This is a genomic window from Nocardioides fonticola (genome assembly GCF_039536805.1).
GTDB classification, from domain to species: Bacteria; Actinomycetota; Actinomycetes; order Propionibacteriales; family Nocardioidaceae; genus Nocardioides; species Nocardioides fonticola.
In genome coordinates, this window is sequence record NZ_BAAAZH010000005.1 from 1 (window position 1) to 13861 (window position 13861).

At 71.5% G+C, this 13861-nt stretch carries 13 protein-coding genes; 4 read left to right on the top strand and 9 right to left on the bottom strand.

The annotated features are described in order from the left end of the window. Window positions 1-121: 121 nt before the first annotated feature. Together ABD671_RS02910 and ABD671_RS02915 are read right to left on the bottom strand one after the other, a co-directional pair. Window positions 122-1129 carry an NAD(P)H-dependent glycerol-3-phosphate dehydrogenase gene (locus ABD671_RS02910; protein ID WP_344731718.1) on the bottom strand — a complete coding sequence of 336 codons (1008 nt, stop codon included), beginning with the start codon at window positions 1127-1129 and terminating at the stop codon, window positions 122-124. Further along, window positions 1126-1926: a lysophospholipid acyltransferase family protein gene (locus ABD671_RS02915; protein WP_344731719.1), complete on the bottom strand. Its 801-nt coding sequence runs from the start codon at window positions 1924-1926 to the stop codon at window positions 1126-1128. The genes ABD671_RS02910 and ABD671_RS02915 overlap by 4 nt, the downstream gene beginning before the upstream one ends. A gap of 95 nt (window positions 1927-2021) precedes the next feature. Here ABD671_RS02915 and cofC point away from each other — a divergent pair, with 95 nt between their 5' ends. Beyond that, window positions 2022-2681: a 2-phospho-L-lactate guanylyltransferase gene (gene cofC, locus ABD671_RS02920; protein ID WP_344731720.1), complete on the top strand. Its 660-nt coding sequence runs from the start codon at window positions 2022-2024 to the stop codon at window positions 2679-2681. An 84-nt stretch (window positions 2682-2765) separates the two neighbouring features. Here cofC and ABD671_RS02925 read toward each other — a convergent pair whose 3' ends face one another. The 4 genes from ABD671_RS02925 to leuC form a co-directional block, all read right to left on the bottom strand. Beyond that, window positions 2766-3458 (bottom strand): HU family DNA-binding protein, encoded by a 693-nt coding sequence (locus ABD671_RS02925; RefSeq protein WP_344731721.1) that lies wholly within the window; start codon window positions 3456-3458, stop codon window positions 2766-2768. Between the two features lie 178 nt (window positions 3459-3636). Continuing rightward, window positions 3637-4455: an alpha/beta fold hydrolase gene (locus ABD671_RS02930; protein ID WP_344731722.1), complete on the bottom strand. Its 819-nt coding sequence runs from the start codon at window positions 4453-4455 to the stop codon at window positions 3637-3639. A 166-nt stretch (window positions 4456-4621) separates the two neighbouring features. Beyond that, the gene (leuD, locus tag ABD671_RS02935; protein WP_344731723.1) at window positions 4622-5218 is read right to left on the bottom strand and encodes a 3-isopropylmalate dehydratase small subunit; all 597 of its coding nucleotides are present in this window, start codon (window positions 5216-5218) and stop codon (window positions 4622-4624) included. 108 nt (window positions 5219-5326) lie between these two features. Next, window positions 5327-6736: a 3-isopropylmalate dehydratase large subunit gene (leuC, locus tag ABD671_RS02940; protein WP_344731724.1), complete on the bottom strand. Its 1410-nt coding sequence runs from the start codon at window positions 6734-6736 to the stop codon at window positions 5327-5329. A gap of 226 nt (window positions 6737-6962) precedes the next feature. On the opposite strand from leuC, the gene ABD671_RS02945 reads away from it, so the two are divergent. Then, window positions 6963-7685, top strand: coding sequence for an IclR family transcriptional regulator (locus tag ABD671_RS02945; RefSeq protein ID WP_344731725.1), 723 nt, complete (start codon window positions 6963-6965; stop codon window positions 7683-7685). Window positions 7686-7746: 61 nt separating this feature from the next. On the opposite strand, the gene ABD671_RS02950 is transcribed toward ABD671_RS02945, so the two are convergent. Beyond that, complete coding sequence (locus ABD671_RS02950) at window positions 7747-8235, bottom strand: methylated-DNA--[protein]-cysteine S-methyltransferase (protein ID WP_344731726.1); 489 nt, start codon at window positions 8233-8235, stop codon at window positions 7747-7749. Beyond that, a complete protein-coding gene (locus ABD671_RS02955; protein ID WP_344731727.1) occupies window positions 8235-9770 on the bottom strand; it encodes an AlkA N-terminal domain-containing protein in 1536 nt (511 codons plus the stop codon). Before ABD671_RS02955 ends, ABD671_RS02950 begins: the two co-directional genes overlap by 1 nt. 148 nt (window positions 9771-9918) lie before the next feature. Between ABD671_RS02955 and ABD671_RS02960 the strand changes: the two genes are divergently transcribed. Next, a complete protein-coding gene (locus ABD671_RS02960; RefSeq protein ID WP_344731728.1) occupies window positions 9919-11118 on the top strand; it encodes an LCP family protein in 1200 nt (399 codons plus the stop codon). Between the two features lie 110 nt (window positions 11119-11228). Further along, window positions 11229-12788 carry an MXAN_6640 family putative metalloprotease gene (locus ABD671_RS02965; protein ID WP_344731729.1) on the top strand — a complete coding sequence of 520 codons (1560 nt, stop codon included), beginning with the start codon at window positions 11229-11231 and terminating at the stop codon, window positions 12786-12788. An 87-nt stretch (window positions 12789-12875) separates the two neighbouring features. Here ABD671_RS02965 and ABD671_RS02970 read toward each other — a convergent pair whose 3' ends face one another. Beyond that, window positions 12876-13676, bottom strand: coding sequence for a T3SS (YopN, CesT) and YbjN peptide-binding chaperone 1 (locus ABD671_RS02970; protein ID WP_344731730.1), 801 nt, complete (start codon window positions 13674-13676; stop codon window positions 12876-12878). Window positions 13677-13861 lie beyond the last annotated feature (185 nt).

The following is a 13861-nucleotide window of genomic DNA, read 5'->3' on the forward strand; positions in this document are numbered from 1 at the left end:
GCTGGCCGAGCTACTGGCAAACCCGCCAGCAGCATGACCGTTGCTACGACCACGTGACTCCGCCGCGAAGCTTCGCCCCACAACATCAGGTTTCCGCACCTCATGTGCCCCCTCGGCGAGGTCAGTCCATCTCCGCCTTGGTGCTGCGGGCCAGGATCGCGTCCATCATGTCCTGCGCGGTCATCCGGCCGCCGACGACGTCGTCGACGTACTGGGCCACGGGCGCGTCGACGCCCGACCGCTCGGCCAGCGCGCGCAGCGAGGAGCACGACTTCGCGCCCTCGGCCACCTGCCGGGTGGAGGCGTAGATGTCGTCGGTGGTCATGCCGCGGCCGAGCTTCTCCCCGAAGGTCCGGTTGCGCGAGAGCGGCGAGGAGCAGGTGGCGACCAGGTCACCGAGTCCGGCGAGCCCCATCAGCGTCAGCGGGTTCGCCCCGAGCTTCGTCGCGAGCCGCGCGGTCTCGGCGAGCCCGCGGGTGATCACCGAGGCGGTGGTGTTGTCGCCGAAGCCCAGGCCGACGGCCATCCCGACCGCGAGACCGACGACGTTCTTGTACGCGCCACCCAGCTCGCATCCGAGGACGTCGGTGCTGCGGTAGGGGCGGAACGCCGGCGAGTGCACGCGCTGCTGCAGGCGATGCGCGACGTCCTCGTCGGCACAGGCCACGACGGACGCCGCCGGCTCGCGGCGCGCGATCTCCGGTGAGAGGTTCGGGCCGCTGACGACGGCGATGCGCTCGGGACCGGCACCGGTGACCTGGGCGATGACCTCGCTCATCCGGTTGAGGGTGCCGAGCTCGACGCCCTTCATCAGCGAGACGAACACGGCGTCGGGCGCCACGAACGGCGCCCACTCGGTGAGGTTCGCGCGCAGGGTCTGCGACGGCGTCGCCAGCACGACCACGTCGGCACCGTGGGCGGCCTTCTCGACGTCGTGGGTGGCCGAGATCGCGGCCGGCAGCTCGATACCGGGCTGGTAGTCGCGGTTCTCGCGGCGCTCGTTGATGCCTGCGGCGACCTCCTCCCGGCGTGCCCAGATGGTGACGTCGTTGCCGGCGTCGGCCAGCACGATCGAGAAGGCGGTGCCCCAGGCACCGGCACCGAAGACGGCGACCTTGCCGTTGCTCACGCGGACGTCCCCTTCCGGGAGTGGCGGTCGGATGACGGGTCGTTCGGGTTGCCGATGACCCGGACCCCTGCCGCGCGGGGGTCGAAGAGCTCAGGCGGCGGCTGCTCCCCGCGGATCTCGCCGACCAGGACGCTGATCGCCCGCATGATGCGGTCGGTGGCCTCGGCGACGACGGCGGCCGGCAGCGGTCCGTCGCCGATCTGCGCCCGCAGGTCGTCGAGCGGCACCGGATCGCCGACGATCATCGTGATCGGCTTGCGGGGCAGCGGATGCGGCCGCTTGGTGTACGGCGCGAGCAGCGCCTGCGCGCCCCACTGGCCGACCGGGATCACCGGGCATCCCGTCGCGAGCGCGATGCGGGCGGCCCCGGACTTGCCCGTCATCGGCCAGCCGTCGGGGTCGCGCGTGATCGTGCCCTCGGGATAGACCACGACGCACTCCCCGCGCCGCACGGCCTCGACCGCGGCGTCGAAGGCGCCGGCCGCGGCCAGGCTCTCGCGCTCGACGGGGATCTGACCGGCCGACGTCATGAAGAAGCGCATGAACCGGCCCTTGAACAGACCGGACTTCGCGAGGTAGCGCGGCAGCCGGCCGTGGTCGTAGACCAGGTGCGCAGCGGTCAGCGGGTCGACGTGCGAGGTGTGGTTGAGGGCGATGATGCAGCCGCCCTCGGCGGGGATGCGCTCGCCGCCGCGCCAGTCGTGGGTGGTCGTGGCCAACAACGCCGGCTTCACGATGGGGACGGCGAGGGACCAGGCCCATCCCCGTCTCTGCTGCAACCGGCGCACGACACTCACGCCCCGCAGGGTACTCGTCGGCGACCCCCGCATCGGCCCGTCCAGGTGGTGCGACACGCGCCGTCCTGGTGGGGCGGGGTGATTGGATCGGGTCGATGTCCGATCAGTTCGCCGTCCTGGTGCCCGTGAAGCCGCCCGCCCACGGGAAGTCCCGCCTGATCGGCGTCACCGACCAGACGCGCCGCGATCTCGCCGAGGCCTTCGCCCTCGACACCGTCACGGCGTGCCTGGAGGCCGCGCGCGTCGCCGAGGTGCTGGTGGTGACCGACGACGCCGTGCTCGCCCGTGCGATCACCGCACTGGGGGCGCACGCGCTGCCCGACGGTGCGGGTGACCTCAACGGCACGCTGCGTCAGAGCGCGGCCGAGGCGCGACGCCGCTGGGGGACGTCGGCGATCGCCGCCGTCTGCGCCGATCTGCCCACCCTGCGGGCCGACGAGCTCGATGCGGCCCTGGAGGCCGCCGCGCCGATCCTCGCCCACCGGGGGACGGCGTTCCTCGCCGACGCCGCGGGGGTGGGCACGACCCTGTACTGCGCGGGGCCCGAGGATTTCGATCCTCGTTTCGGCGGCGGTTCGCGGGCGGCCCACCGCGAGGCCGGTGCCGTGGAGCTCGCAGTCGAGGTGCCGACGGCCCGACGCGATGTCGACGATCTGCTCGACCTGCGAGCGGCCCTCCCCCTGGGGCTAGGACGGCGCACCACACAGGCGGTGTCAGCTGCGGGGTTGTCGGCCGGGTTGCTGGCGGATCCGTGACGGAGGCGTCCTGGACATGACACGACCCCCGGCGATCGCCGGGGGTCGTGTCGTGCTCGGTCGACCCGGGCCGCTGAGGGCTCGTCAGGCCTTCTTGGCCGGAGCCTTCTTCGCAGGCGCCTTCTTGGCCGGGGCCTTCTTGGCCGGAGCGGCCTTGGTGGCGGCGGCCTTGGCCGGAGCCTTCTTCGCCGGAGCCGCCTTCTTGACGGGCGCCTTCTTGGCCGGAGCGGCCTTGGTGGCCGCGGCCTTGGCCGGAGCCTTCTTCGCCGGAGCCGCCTTGGCCGGAGCCGCCTTCTTGACGGGCGCCTTCTTGGCCGGAGCCGCCTTGGTGGCCGCGGCCTTCGCCGGAGCCTTCTTCGCCGGAGCCGCCTTGGCCGGAGCCTTCTTCGCGGGAACGGCCTTCTTCGCCGCCGCGGCCGCCTTGGTGGCGGGCGCGGTGGCCTTCTTGACGGCCGGCGCAGCAGCGGCCGCCGCGGTCTTCGGGAGCTTGGGCAGCTTCTTGGCGCCGGAGACGACGTTCTTCAGGTCGGCGCCCGGGGTGAACTTGGGCACCGAGGTCTTCTTCGCCTTGATGCGCTCGCCGGTCTGCGGGTTGCGCACCCAGCGCGCCTCACGAACTCGCTTCTCGAACGAACCGAAGCCCGTGATCGCGACCTTCTCGCCCTTGGCGACCTCGCGCGTGATGGTGTCGAGCACCGACTCCAACGCGTGCGCGGCGGCCTTCTTGTTGCCCTCGAAGCGCGTGGCGAGCGCGTCGATCAACTGAGACTTGTTCACTGTCTTCCCCTTGGTAGGAACTGGATCGTCCTCGCTGACCGACGCGTCTTTGTGCACGATCGAGAGGAAGACCCCGCCGAGCCCACGCTCGACTTCCCACGCACGCTAGGGATTCTCGGGCGGTGCGACAATCACCACGCCGTAGTTGCTGAAGAAAAATTACGGCGTGATCACCGGATCAACGCGCAAGAAAGTCCAGGAGAGCGGCGTTGAAAGCCTCCGCGTGACTCACATTCAGACCATGCGGCGCCTTCTCGATGATCACCTTCTCGGCGCCGGAAACCGTTGCAGCAGTGCGATCTCCGGACACCTCGACCGGCACGGTGGCATCGCTGTCACCGTGAATCACCAACGTGGGCACGGTGATCGAGGCCAGGTCGGCACGGAAGTCCGTGCGGCCGAAGGCGTCGATGCATCCGGCGAGCGCTGCGTCGAGCGCGGGCTTCTCCAACTCCAGAGCGGCCTCTCGCTGCTCGGCGGTGACGACGAGCTCGCCGGCGACGGAGAAGAAGTCGGTGGTGAAGGCATCGAGGAAACCGTCACGGTCGGCGGTGACGCCGGCGATCATCCCCTCGACGGCCTCCTCGGAGAGACCACCCTCGGGGTTGTCGTCGGTCGTGAGCAGGAACGGCGGGACGGCGGCGGCGAACACGGCCGATCGGATGCGCGCGCTCCCGTGACGACCGAGGTAGCGCGCGACCTCGCCGCCTCCCATGGAGAAGCCGACGAGCGTGACGTCGTGCAGGTCGAGCGCGTCGAGCAGACCGGCCAGATCGTCGGCCATCGTGTCGTAGTCGTAGCCGTCCGCGGGCTTGTCGGAGGCACCGAATCCCCTGCGGTCGTAGGCGATCGCGCGATAGCCGCCGTCGATCAGCGCCGGGAACTGCTCGCTCCACGACGCACCGCTCAGGGGCCACCCGTGGATGAGGACGACAGGGCGGCCAGCGCCGATGTCGGTGTAGTGGAGGGTGATGCCGTTGGTCTCGACCGTGCTCATGGGGGGGTTCCTCTCGTCGGAGATGTCTTGTACACAAACTAACTGGCAGAAACCTTGTACACAAGACACCCGAAGGGAGGGTCGACGCAGAGACCCCCTCGCCCTCCGCGGCGAGCGGAGGTCGAGGGGGTCTGAGCAGATCGACGGATCAGGGCAGATCGACGGATCAGGACTGCGTGACGGGCTTCCACGAGGGTCGCGTGGCCTCGAAGGCCGCGATGTCGTCGGCGTGCCCGAGGGTGATGCCGATGTCGTCGAGACCCTCGAGCAGACGCCAGCGGGTGTAGTCGTCGATGTCGAAGGAGTCCTCGACCTCTCCGCCGGGCGTCGTCACGGTGCGGGCCTCGAGGTCGACGGTGATCTGGCCGCCCGGGTTGTCCTCGAGGTAGTCCCACAGGCGCTGCACGACCTTCTCGTCGACCTGGGCCGCGAGCAGGCCGGCCTTGCCGGAGTTGCCGCGGAAGATGTCGGCGAAGCGCGAGGAGATGACGACCTTGAAGCCGTAGTTCTGCAGGGCCCAGACGGCGTGCTCGCGCGAGGAGCCGGTGCCGAAGTCGGGACCGGCCACAAGCACCGAACCGCCTGCGTACGCAGGGTTGTTGAGCACGAAGTCGGTGTCGTTGCGCCAGGCGGCGAAGAGGCCGTCCTCGAAGCCCGTGCGGGTCACGCGCTTGAGGTAGACCGCCGGGATGATCTGGTCGGTGTCGACGTTGCTGCGCTTGAGCGGCACGCCGACGCCGGTGTGGGTGGTGAACTTGTCCATGGCAATGGCTCCTCTTGGGAAGACGTGGGGTTTCGACACGCGCGTCGCGGCTTCGCCGGCTCAGCCGCGGCGCTGCTCAACCTGGCGCCCGGTGCTCGGCTTCGTTCCTCAGCCGACCGGCGCCAGATCAGCGGGCGAGGACAGGGTGCCGCGCACGGCCGTCGCGGCCGCGACCGGCACCGAGACGAGGTGCGTGCGACCACCCTTGCCCTGGCGGCCCTCGAAGTTGCGGTTGGACGTCGAGGCGCTGCGCTCGCCCGGGGCCAACTGGTCGGGGTTCATGCCCAGGCACATCGAGCATCCGGCACCGCGCCACTCGGCACCCGCCGCGATGAAGATCTTGTCCAGGCCCTCGGCCTCGGCCTGCAGGCGCACCCGCACCGAGCCGGGCACGACCAGCAGCCGGGTGTTCTCGGCGACCGTGCGACCCTCGAGGATCGACGCCGCGAGGCGGAGGTCCTCGATCCGGCCGTTGGTGCAGGAACCGACGAAGACGGTGTCGACCGCGATGTCGCGCAGCGGCGTGCCGGCCGTCAGGCCCATGTACTCCAGGGCCTTGGCGGTGGCGACCTGGTCGTTGGGCTCCTCGAAGTCCTCCGGCGCCGGCACGGTCGCGCCGAGCGGAGCGCCCTGGCCGGGGTTGGTGCCCCAGGTGACGAACGGCGTCATGGTGGAGGCGTCGAGGACGATCTCCTTGTCGAAGACGGCGTCCTCGTCGGTGACGAGCGTGCGCCAGTGCGCGACGGCGGCGTCCCAGTCGGCACCCTTCGGCGCCTCGGGCTTGCCCTCGATGTAGGCGAAGGTGGTCTCGTCGGGTGCGATGAGACCGGCCTTGGCGCCCCACTCGATCGACATGTTGCACACCGTCATGCGGCCCTCCATCGACAGCTCGCGGATCGCCTGACCGCGGTACTCGACGATGTAGCCCTGGCCGCCGCCGGTGCCGGTGTGGGTGATGAGGGTCAGCACGAGGTCCTTCGCCGTCACACCCTCCGGGAGGCTGCCGTCGACCGTGACGGCCATCGTCTTCGGCTTGGCCTGCGGCAGGGTCTGGGTGGCGAGCACGTGCTCGACCTCGGAGGTGCCGATGCCGAACGCGATGGCACCGAAGGCGCCGTGGGTGCTGGTGTGGCTGTCACCGCACACGATCGTCATGCCGGGCTGGGTGAGACCGAGCTGCGGTCCGACGACGTGCACGATGCCCTGCTCGACGTCGCCGAGCGGGTGCAGCCGGACGCCGAACTCCGCGGCGTTCTTGCGCAGGGTGTCGACCTGGGTCTTGCTCACCGGGTCGGCGATCGGCTTGTCCCAGTCGAGGGTGGGGACGTTGTGGTCCTCGGTCGCCAGGGTCAGGTCGGGGCGGCGCACCGTGCGGCCGCTCAGCCGCAGACCGTCGAAGGCCTGGGGCGAGGTCACCTCGTGGATGAGGTGGAGGTCGATGTAGAGCAGATCCGGCTCACCGTCGCCGGACCGGACGACGTGCTCGTCCCAGACCTTCTCCGCCAGGGTCTTGCCCATGTGGCACTCCTTCGTGACATGCGTTGGACGCGGGCCGGCGCAGCGCCGGCGACCATGAGGAGCCTACGCCCGTTCGTCCATTGAATGAGACGTCGATCTCTCATGATGAGATGCGACGAGCGAGGACTGGCGGCGGGCGGGCGTCAGGGACCACCGGGCATACTGGGGAGGTGAGGCGCTCGTCACAGGGCTTGCATCCCATCTTCTGAGACAGCAGTATTGGCATATGGACAGCAGTGGAGTCGGCGTACTCGACAAGGCAGCGCTGGTCCTGACCGCGCTCGAGTCCGGACCGGCCACGCTGGCCGGGCTCGTCACCGCGACCGGACTGGCCCGCCCCACGGCGCACCGGCTCGCCGTCGCCCTGGAGCACCACCGCCTGGTGGCGCGCGACATGCAGGGCCGCTTCGTGCTCGGCCCCCGGCTCGCCGAGCTCTCGGCCGCCGCGGGCGAGGACCGGCTCCTCGCCACCGCCGGCCCGGTCCTGGCCCGCCTGCGCGACATCACCGGCGAGAGCGCCCAGTTGTGGCGCCGCCAGGGCGAGCACCGCGTGTGCGTCGCCGCCGCCGAACGCCCCTCGGGGCTGCGCGACACCATTCCGGTCGGGTCCCAGCTGACGATGCGCGCCGGCTCCGCGGCCCAGGTCCTGTTGGCCTGGGAGGACCCCGACCGCATGCACCGCGGCCTCCAGAACGCCGCCTTCTCCGCCGCCGCGCTCTCCGGCATCCGTCGCCGCGGTTGGGCGCAGTCGGTCGGCGAGCGCGAGCAGGGCGTGGCCTCGGTGTCGGCACCGGTCCGCTCCCCCAGCGGCAAGGTCATCGCCGCCGTCTCGGTCTCGGGTCCGCTCGAGCGCCTCTCGCGCCAGCCCGGCCGCATGCACGCCCCCGCCGTCCTGGCCGCGGCCGAGCGGCTCTCGGAGTCCTTGCGCCGCGCGGCTGCCGAGGGCTGACCTCGACGCTCCTCGACGCTCCTCGACGCTCCTCGACGCTCCTCGACGGTCTCAGCCGGTCTCAGAAGAGGGCGTCCTGCTCCAGCTCGAGCAGGAACTGCTTGCGGGAGAGCCCGCCGGCGTAGCCGGTGAGCGAGCCGTCGGCACCGATCACCCGATGGCACGGGATGACGATCGGCAGTGGGTTGCGGCCGTTGGCCAGTCCGACCGCACGCGAGGCTGCGTTGGTCATCCCGATGCGGTGGGCGATCTCGCCGTAGCTCGCGGTCTCGCCGTAGCCGACACCGCGCAGCGCCTCCCAGACCCGCAGTTGGAAGTCCGACCCGGACGGCGCCAACGGGAGGTCGAAGGCGGTCAGCTCGCCCGCCACGTAGGCGCGCAGCTGCCGGGCGGCCTCGACCAGCACCGGATGGTCGTCGTCGCGCGGCCCCCGCGGGCGTCCGTCGTTCTCGGCGAACGGCTCGAACTCCACGGCGGTGAGCATGCCGTCGTGCTCGACGAGCCGCAGCCGGCCGATCGGGGTGTCGGAGAGATCGAGTTCAGTGTGCATCAGCGGCTCTTCTCGGTCGGCGGAGCGGGGGCGGCAGCGGCAGCGGCGGTGGCCGGCATGACGGTCTGCCAGAGGTGGCACAGGGCGTAGGAGCGCCACGGGCGCCAGGCCTGGGCGACGGCGTCGATCGCGGCCGGGCCCGACGGCACCTCGCGCCCGAGCGCGGCGAGGCGATCGGCGACGAGCCGCCGCGCGGCGAGATCGGTGGGCAGGAACACGTCGGGGTCGGCCAGCGCGCGCATCGCGATGTAGTCGGCGGTCCACGGCCCGATGCCGGGCAGCGCCAGCAGCGCGGCTCGGACGGCGTCGCGGTCGCCGCCGCGATCCAGACGCAGCCCATCCTCGACGACGGCGGCGGCGAGGGCGACGACGGCCCGGCCGCGGGCGCGCGGCATCGGCAGCGACTCGGCGTCGGCCTCGGCGAGCGCCTCCGGGGTCGGGAAGAGATGGGTGAGCCCGGGCGTCTCGGTACGCACCGGCTCGCCGAGGTCCGCGACGATGCGACCGGCGACGGTGCAGGCGCCGGCCACGCTCACCTGCTGGCCGATGACGGCACGGACGGCGAGTTCGACGCCGTCGACATGGCCGGCCACCCGCAGTCCCGGTCGCGCGGCCACGAGCGGGGCGAGCAGCGGATCGGCAGCGAGATGGGCGTCGACGGCCACGGGGTCGCAGGCGGCGTCGAGGAGGCGTCGTGTGCGTTCGAGGGCCGCGGCGGTGTCGCGCAGATCGGCGAGTTCGAGGCGCGCGGACACGAAGCCGACGCCCGTGGAGTGGTCGTCGCGGAGGTCGACACGGACCGTTCCGGGGCCGTGGGGCAGGGCGAGGGTGCGGGCGTACCACTCCGGGCCCGCGACCTCCACGCCCGGCACGAGATGGGCGGCGAGGAAGTCGAGCAGCGCCCCGCCGGCGAACGGCGTCCGCACCGCGATGCGCAGATCGAGCGAGCCGCGGGCCGCGCCCCCACGGCGTCCGCGCAGACCGGTGGGGTTGGTGTCGTAGACCTCGCGCACGGTGTCGTTGAACTGCCGGACGCTGGCGAAGCCGGCGGCGAAGGCGATATCGGTGATGGGCAGATCGGTGGTCTCCAGCAGCACCCGCGCGGTCTGGGCGCGCTGCGCCCGGGCGAGGGCGAGCGGACCGGCGCCGAGCTCGGCGGTCAGCAGCCGGCTCAGGTGGCGCGGTGTGTAGCCGACCCGGCGGGCGAGCCCCTCGACCCCTTCGCGATCGACGACGCCGTCGGCGATGAGGCGCATCGCGCGCCCCGCCGCGGTCGCGGCGACATCCCAGGCCGGACTGTCCGGTGTGGCGTCGGGTCGGCACCGCTTGCAGGCCCGGTAGCCCGCGGCCTGGGCCGCGGCGGCGGTGGGATGGAAGCTGACATTGACCGGCGCCGGGGTGCGCGCCGGGCAGGACGGGCGGCAGTAGATGCCGGTCGTGCGGACCGCGGTGAAGAAGACGCCGTCGAAGCGCCGATCGCGGGAGCGGACGGCGGCGTAGCAGACGTCGTCGTCGAGGTCGGCGAGCAGGGACATGCCCTCATCCTGACCGATCCGACGCCGTCGATCTCGCGGGAATCGGACACGGCCCTCGACGGTCGCCCCGGAGCATGGGTGACGGCGGGCGCACGGAGGATCGCCGGCTTCGGTCTCGCCCCGACCAGGCGGCTGTCACCATGGAGGCGTGTCCCGCCGCAAGCTCGGGCGCCGCCGCGCGCCCCGACCCCATCACCACGTCGTCCTCAAGGTCATCCTCGCCTCGCAGCTGTGCCTGGCGATCCTGACCGCGACGACCGTCGTGCTGGCCTACCGGCATCTCAACGGCAACATCGACGGCGAGGACCTCAGCGCCCAGGTGACGGTCGACCCCGTCAAGATGAAGGTCGAGGGCCCCAAGGAGCCGCTCAACATCCTGGTGATGGGCTCGGACAACCGCGACGGCGCCGGCAACGACATCGACGGGCTCACCGGCGGCGGCCAGCGCTCCGACACCACGATCCTCATCCACATCTCCGCGGACCGGAAGGACGCCTACGCGGTCTCCATCCCTCGCGACCTGATGGTGCCGCGCCCCGAATGCCGTGGGAGCGACGGCGCCAGCATCCCCGGCGCCGACATCGACATCTTCAACGCGGCGTTCTCCCTGGGCGGACCCGCCTGCACGATCTCGACCATCGGGGCGCTCACCGGCGTCCACATCGACCACTGGGTGGTCGTCGACTTCCACGGCTTCGAGGGCATGGTCGACGCCGTCGGCGGCGTCGAGGTGTGCATCCCCCGCGAGGTCGACGACCGCGAGCACGGCATCTTCTTCAACGCCGGCACCCAGGTGCTCAAGGGCCGCGAGGCGCTCAACTACGTGCGCGAGCGCTACGTGCTCTCCGCCAACTCCGACATCGGCCGCATGAAGCGCCAGCAGGCCTTCATGGCCTCGATGATCAACAAGGTCTTCTCTGCCGGCACGCTCTCGCGCCCCGACCGCGTGTTCCGCTTCCTCAACGCGGCGACGTCGTCCCTCACCGTCGACAAGGGCCTGGAGAACGTCGGCAAACTGGTCGACCTCGCCGGGGAGTTCTCCGACACCGGCCTGAGCAACATCCGCTTCGTCACGGTGCCGTTCACGACCTACGAGCCCGACCCGAACCGGCTCGCCCTGCTGCCTGCTGCCAAGGAGCTGTGGCGCCGCATCCGACTCGACGAGCCCCTGGGCCGCCAGTTCTCGTCCTCCTCGATCTCCGCTGCCGCGCCGCCCGGAACCACCCCCACGACCGGCCCCAGCGCCACCCCGAGCGACGGCTCGAGCCCCTCGGCGTCCCCGACCGAGGGCGCCACGACGTCGGCCGAGGCCCGGGCGGAGGCGTTGGCCAACGGCCTGTGCGCCTGACCGAACGGATGATTCACGCTCCACTGGGCGGGATGTCGCCCGTTCCTCCTGGCCCCGCGGGGCCGCACGGGGTTTGATGGGGCGTCACATCCGAACGGGAGGGTTCCTTCGTGCGTCGTCCATCCATCTCGGTCCCCGCGCTCACCACGGGCGTGCTGGGACTGATCCTCACCGCTGTGCCGGTGACCCTGTCCACCGCCGCGACCGCGGACGCGGCGCCCGTCACCGCGTCCCGCGCGAGCGAGTCCGCGCCGGCAACGTCGACCGCGTCGACTGCGCGCACCCGGGCCCGCCAGGCACTGGCCGCCGTCGCGGCCATCGTCGACCCGGCGAGCACCGACGCCGCCGCCCGCCGCGTCACCGGTCCGGTGGCCAGCGGGGATGCCACCTTCGCCTTCCGCGACCTGGCGCGCAGCATCGACGCGCTGCCGAAGGCCGAGCGGGCCCGTGCCGCGTCCTACCTCGCCCGGCCCAAGGCGACCCGCACGAAGTGCCAGACCGTTTGCCTGCACTGGTCGACCAGCGGTTCGAACAAGTCGAGCTCGAGCTTCGTGAAGACCGCACTGAAGACGATGGACCACGTGGCGAGCACCTACGTCGACGCCGGGTACCGCAAGCCGCTGGCCGACGGCCGCGCCGGTGGCAACGGCAAGCTCGACGTCTACCTGCGCAACATCGGCGGGCAGGGCTACTACGGCTACTGCACCAGCGACAGCGCCCCGCGCGGCGGCAAGCACGTCACGCCGGCCTACTGCGTGCTCGACAACGACTTCTCGCGTCGGGAGTTCCCGACCAACTCCCCCACCAAGAACCTCCAGGTCACGGGGGCGCACGAGTACTTCCACGCCGTCCAGTTCGCCTACGACTACGACGAGGACCGCTGGATGATGGAGGCCACGGCCACCTGGGCCGAGGACGAGCTCTACACCGGCATCAACGACAACCTCCAGTACCTCCGGAGCAGCCAGCTGGCGACGCCGTCGAAGAGCCTCGACGTCTTCGACCCGAAGGGCACCTGGCAGTACGGCGACTGGATCTTCTTCCGCTACCTCTCCGAGGCGTTCCCCGAGAAGCAGGGGCCGCTGCCGAGCATCGTCCTCGACATCTGGAAGCGCGCCGGCACGAACGCCGGGGAGGGTGACGAGTACTCCATCGAAGCGGTGGCGAACACGCTGACCGACCGTGGATCGAGCCTGCCCGCCGCCTTCGCCGAGTACTCGTGGTGGAACCAGTACAGCCACGAGTACTACTCCGAGGGAGAGGCCAACGATTACCCGATCGCCCCGCTGTGGAGCGCCGGCAGCGGCACGCTGTCGTCGTCGACCACGACCTCCGGTGCGCAGACGGCGTCCTTCAACCACCTCTCGAGCCGCACCTCGCAGATCAGGATCGACTCGAGTGCGTCGGGCCGCCAGGTCGAGGTGCAGATCGCGGCGACCACCGACCCCGACACCACCGTGGTGACGATCTACTACTTCGACGGCACCACCCAGGTCGTCCCGCTCGACCCCGACGGCACCGCCGACGTGACCGTCACCCCGGGCGAGGGATTCCTGGTGCACTACGCCAACGGCGGGTCGTCCTACACCTGCAACAAGGGCACGCAGTACTCCTGCGCCGGGAAGTCGACCAGCGACGGCGACCTCACCGTGCAGTACAGCCTGCTCTGACCCGCACCTCGCTCCCCCCCCTTCACCTGCCAGGGCCCCGGTCGATCCGACCGGGGCCCTGCGGCGTCTCCCGGGACGGGCGCGCCGTCAGTCGGTGAGGACGCCGCCGACCCGGTCGGCGAGATCGACGCAGACGTGCACCAGATCGCTGAAGAAGACCGCCGTCAGGGTGTCGAGCAGCACGGGGTCGAACGGGACGGCCGGAACGGCGAGCTCCTGGACGACGTGCTCGCCGTAGCGCACCCACCGCGACCAGCGGTAGGAGCGGTTGAGCCGGTTGAGCTCGGCGTCGGCCTGCGGATCGGCGACGCTGTGCATCAGCACGGAGAACAGGCCGATCACCGGCACCGGCTCATGCTCGGGCACCCGCAGATAGCCGCCGATCTCGCCGTGCGTGGCGACCAACCCGCGGTAGGTGAAGCGGATGTCGCCGTCGTCGTCGAGGTGGGCCCCGGTGTCGACCCCGCGCACGTGGTCGAGCACGCGGGTACGCAGGTCGGACTCGGCTCCCGGGCCTGCCGGCCCGCCACCGGGCGGCGCGTCGACGGCGTCCGCGCCGACGCTCCAGCGGTCGGCCAGACCGAGCACCGCGAGGCCCGCGGCCGCGGGTCCGCTGGCCGCGGCCGTCAGCAGCGAGGGATGCGGGAGCGCGAGATCGTGGCGGACCGTGCGGGTGATCATCGCGGCGATCGTCGCGGCCTCCTCGGGCCCGCGGGCGCCGGCGGCGATGCGCAGGACGGCGTCATCCTCGGCTCCGGGCGGGTGCAGGTCGAGACGGTCGGCCGGGTCGCTGAGCGTGGAGACGAAGGCCGCCAGGCGCATCTCGAAGAGCCGCCAGGCCGCCTCCTCCGGCTCGCTGCCGTGGGGGGCACCGCTCGTGGGGTCCATGATCCTCCGCTCCCGGTGCCGACCGAGGGCGGGACACCGACGACCACTATCGCAACAGCGGCCAACAGCGGCGGCGCGCTCAGTGGCCGGAAGCGGTGCCCGTATCGGTGCCCGTATCGGTGCGCGTCACAGGCCTGGTCAGAAGGTCCGGGAAGCAGATCAGGCCGGGCCCTGATGGGCCCGGC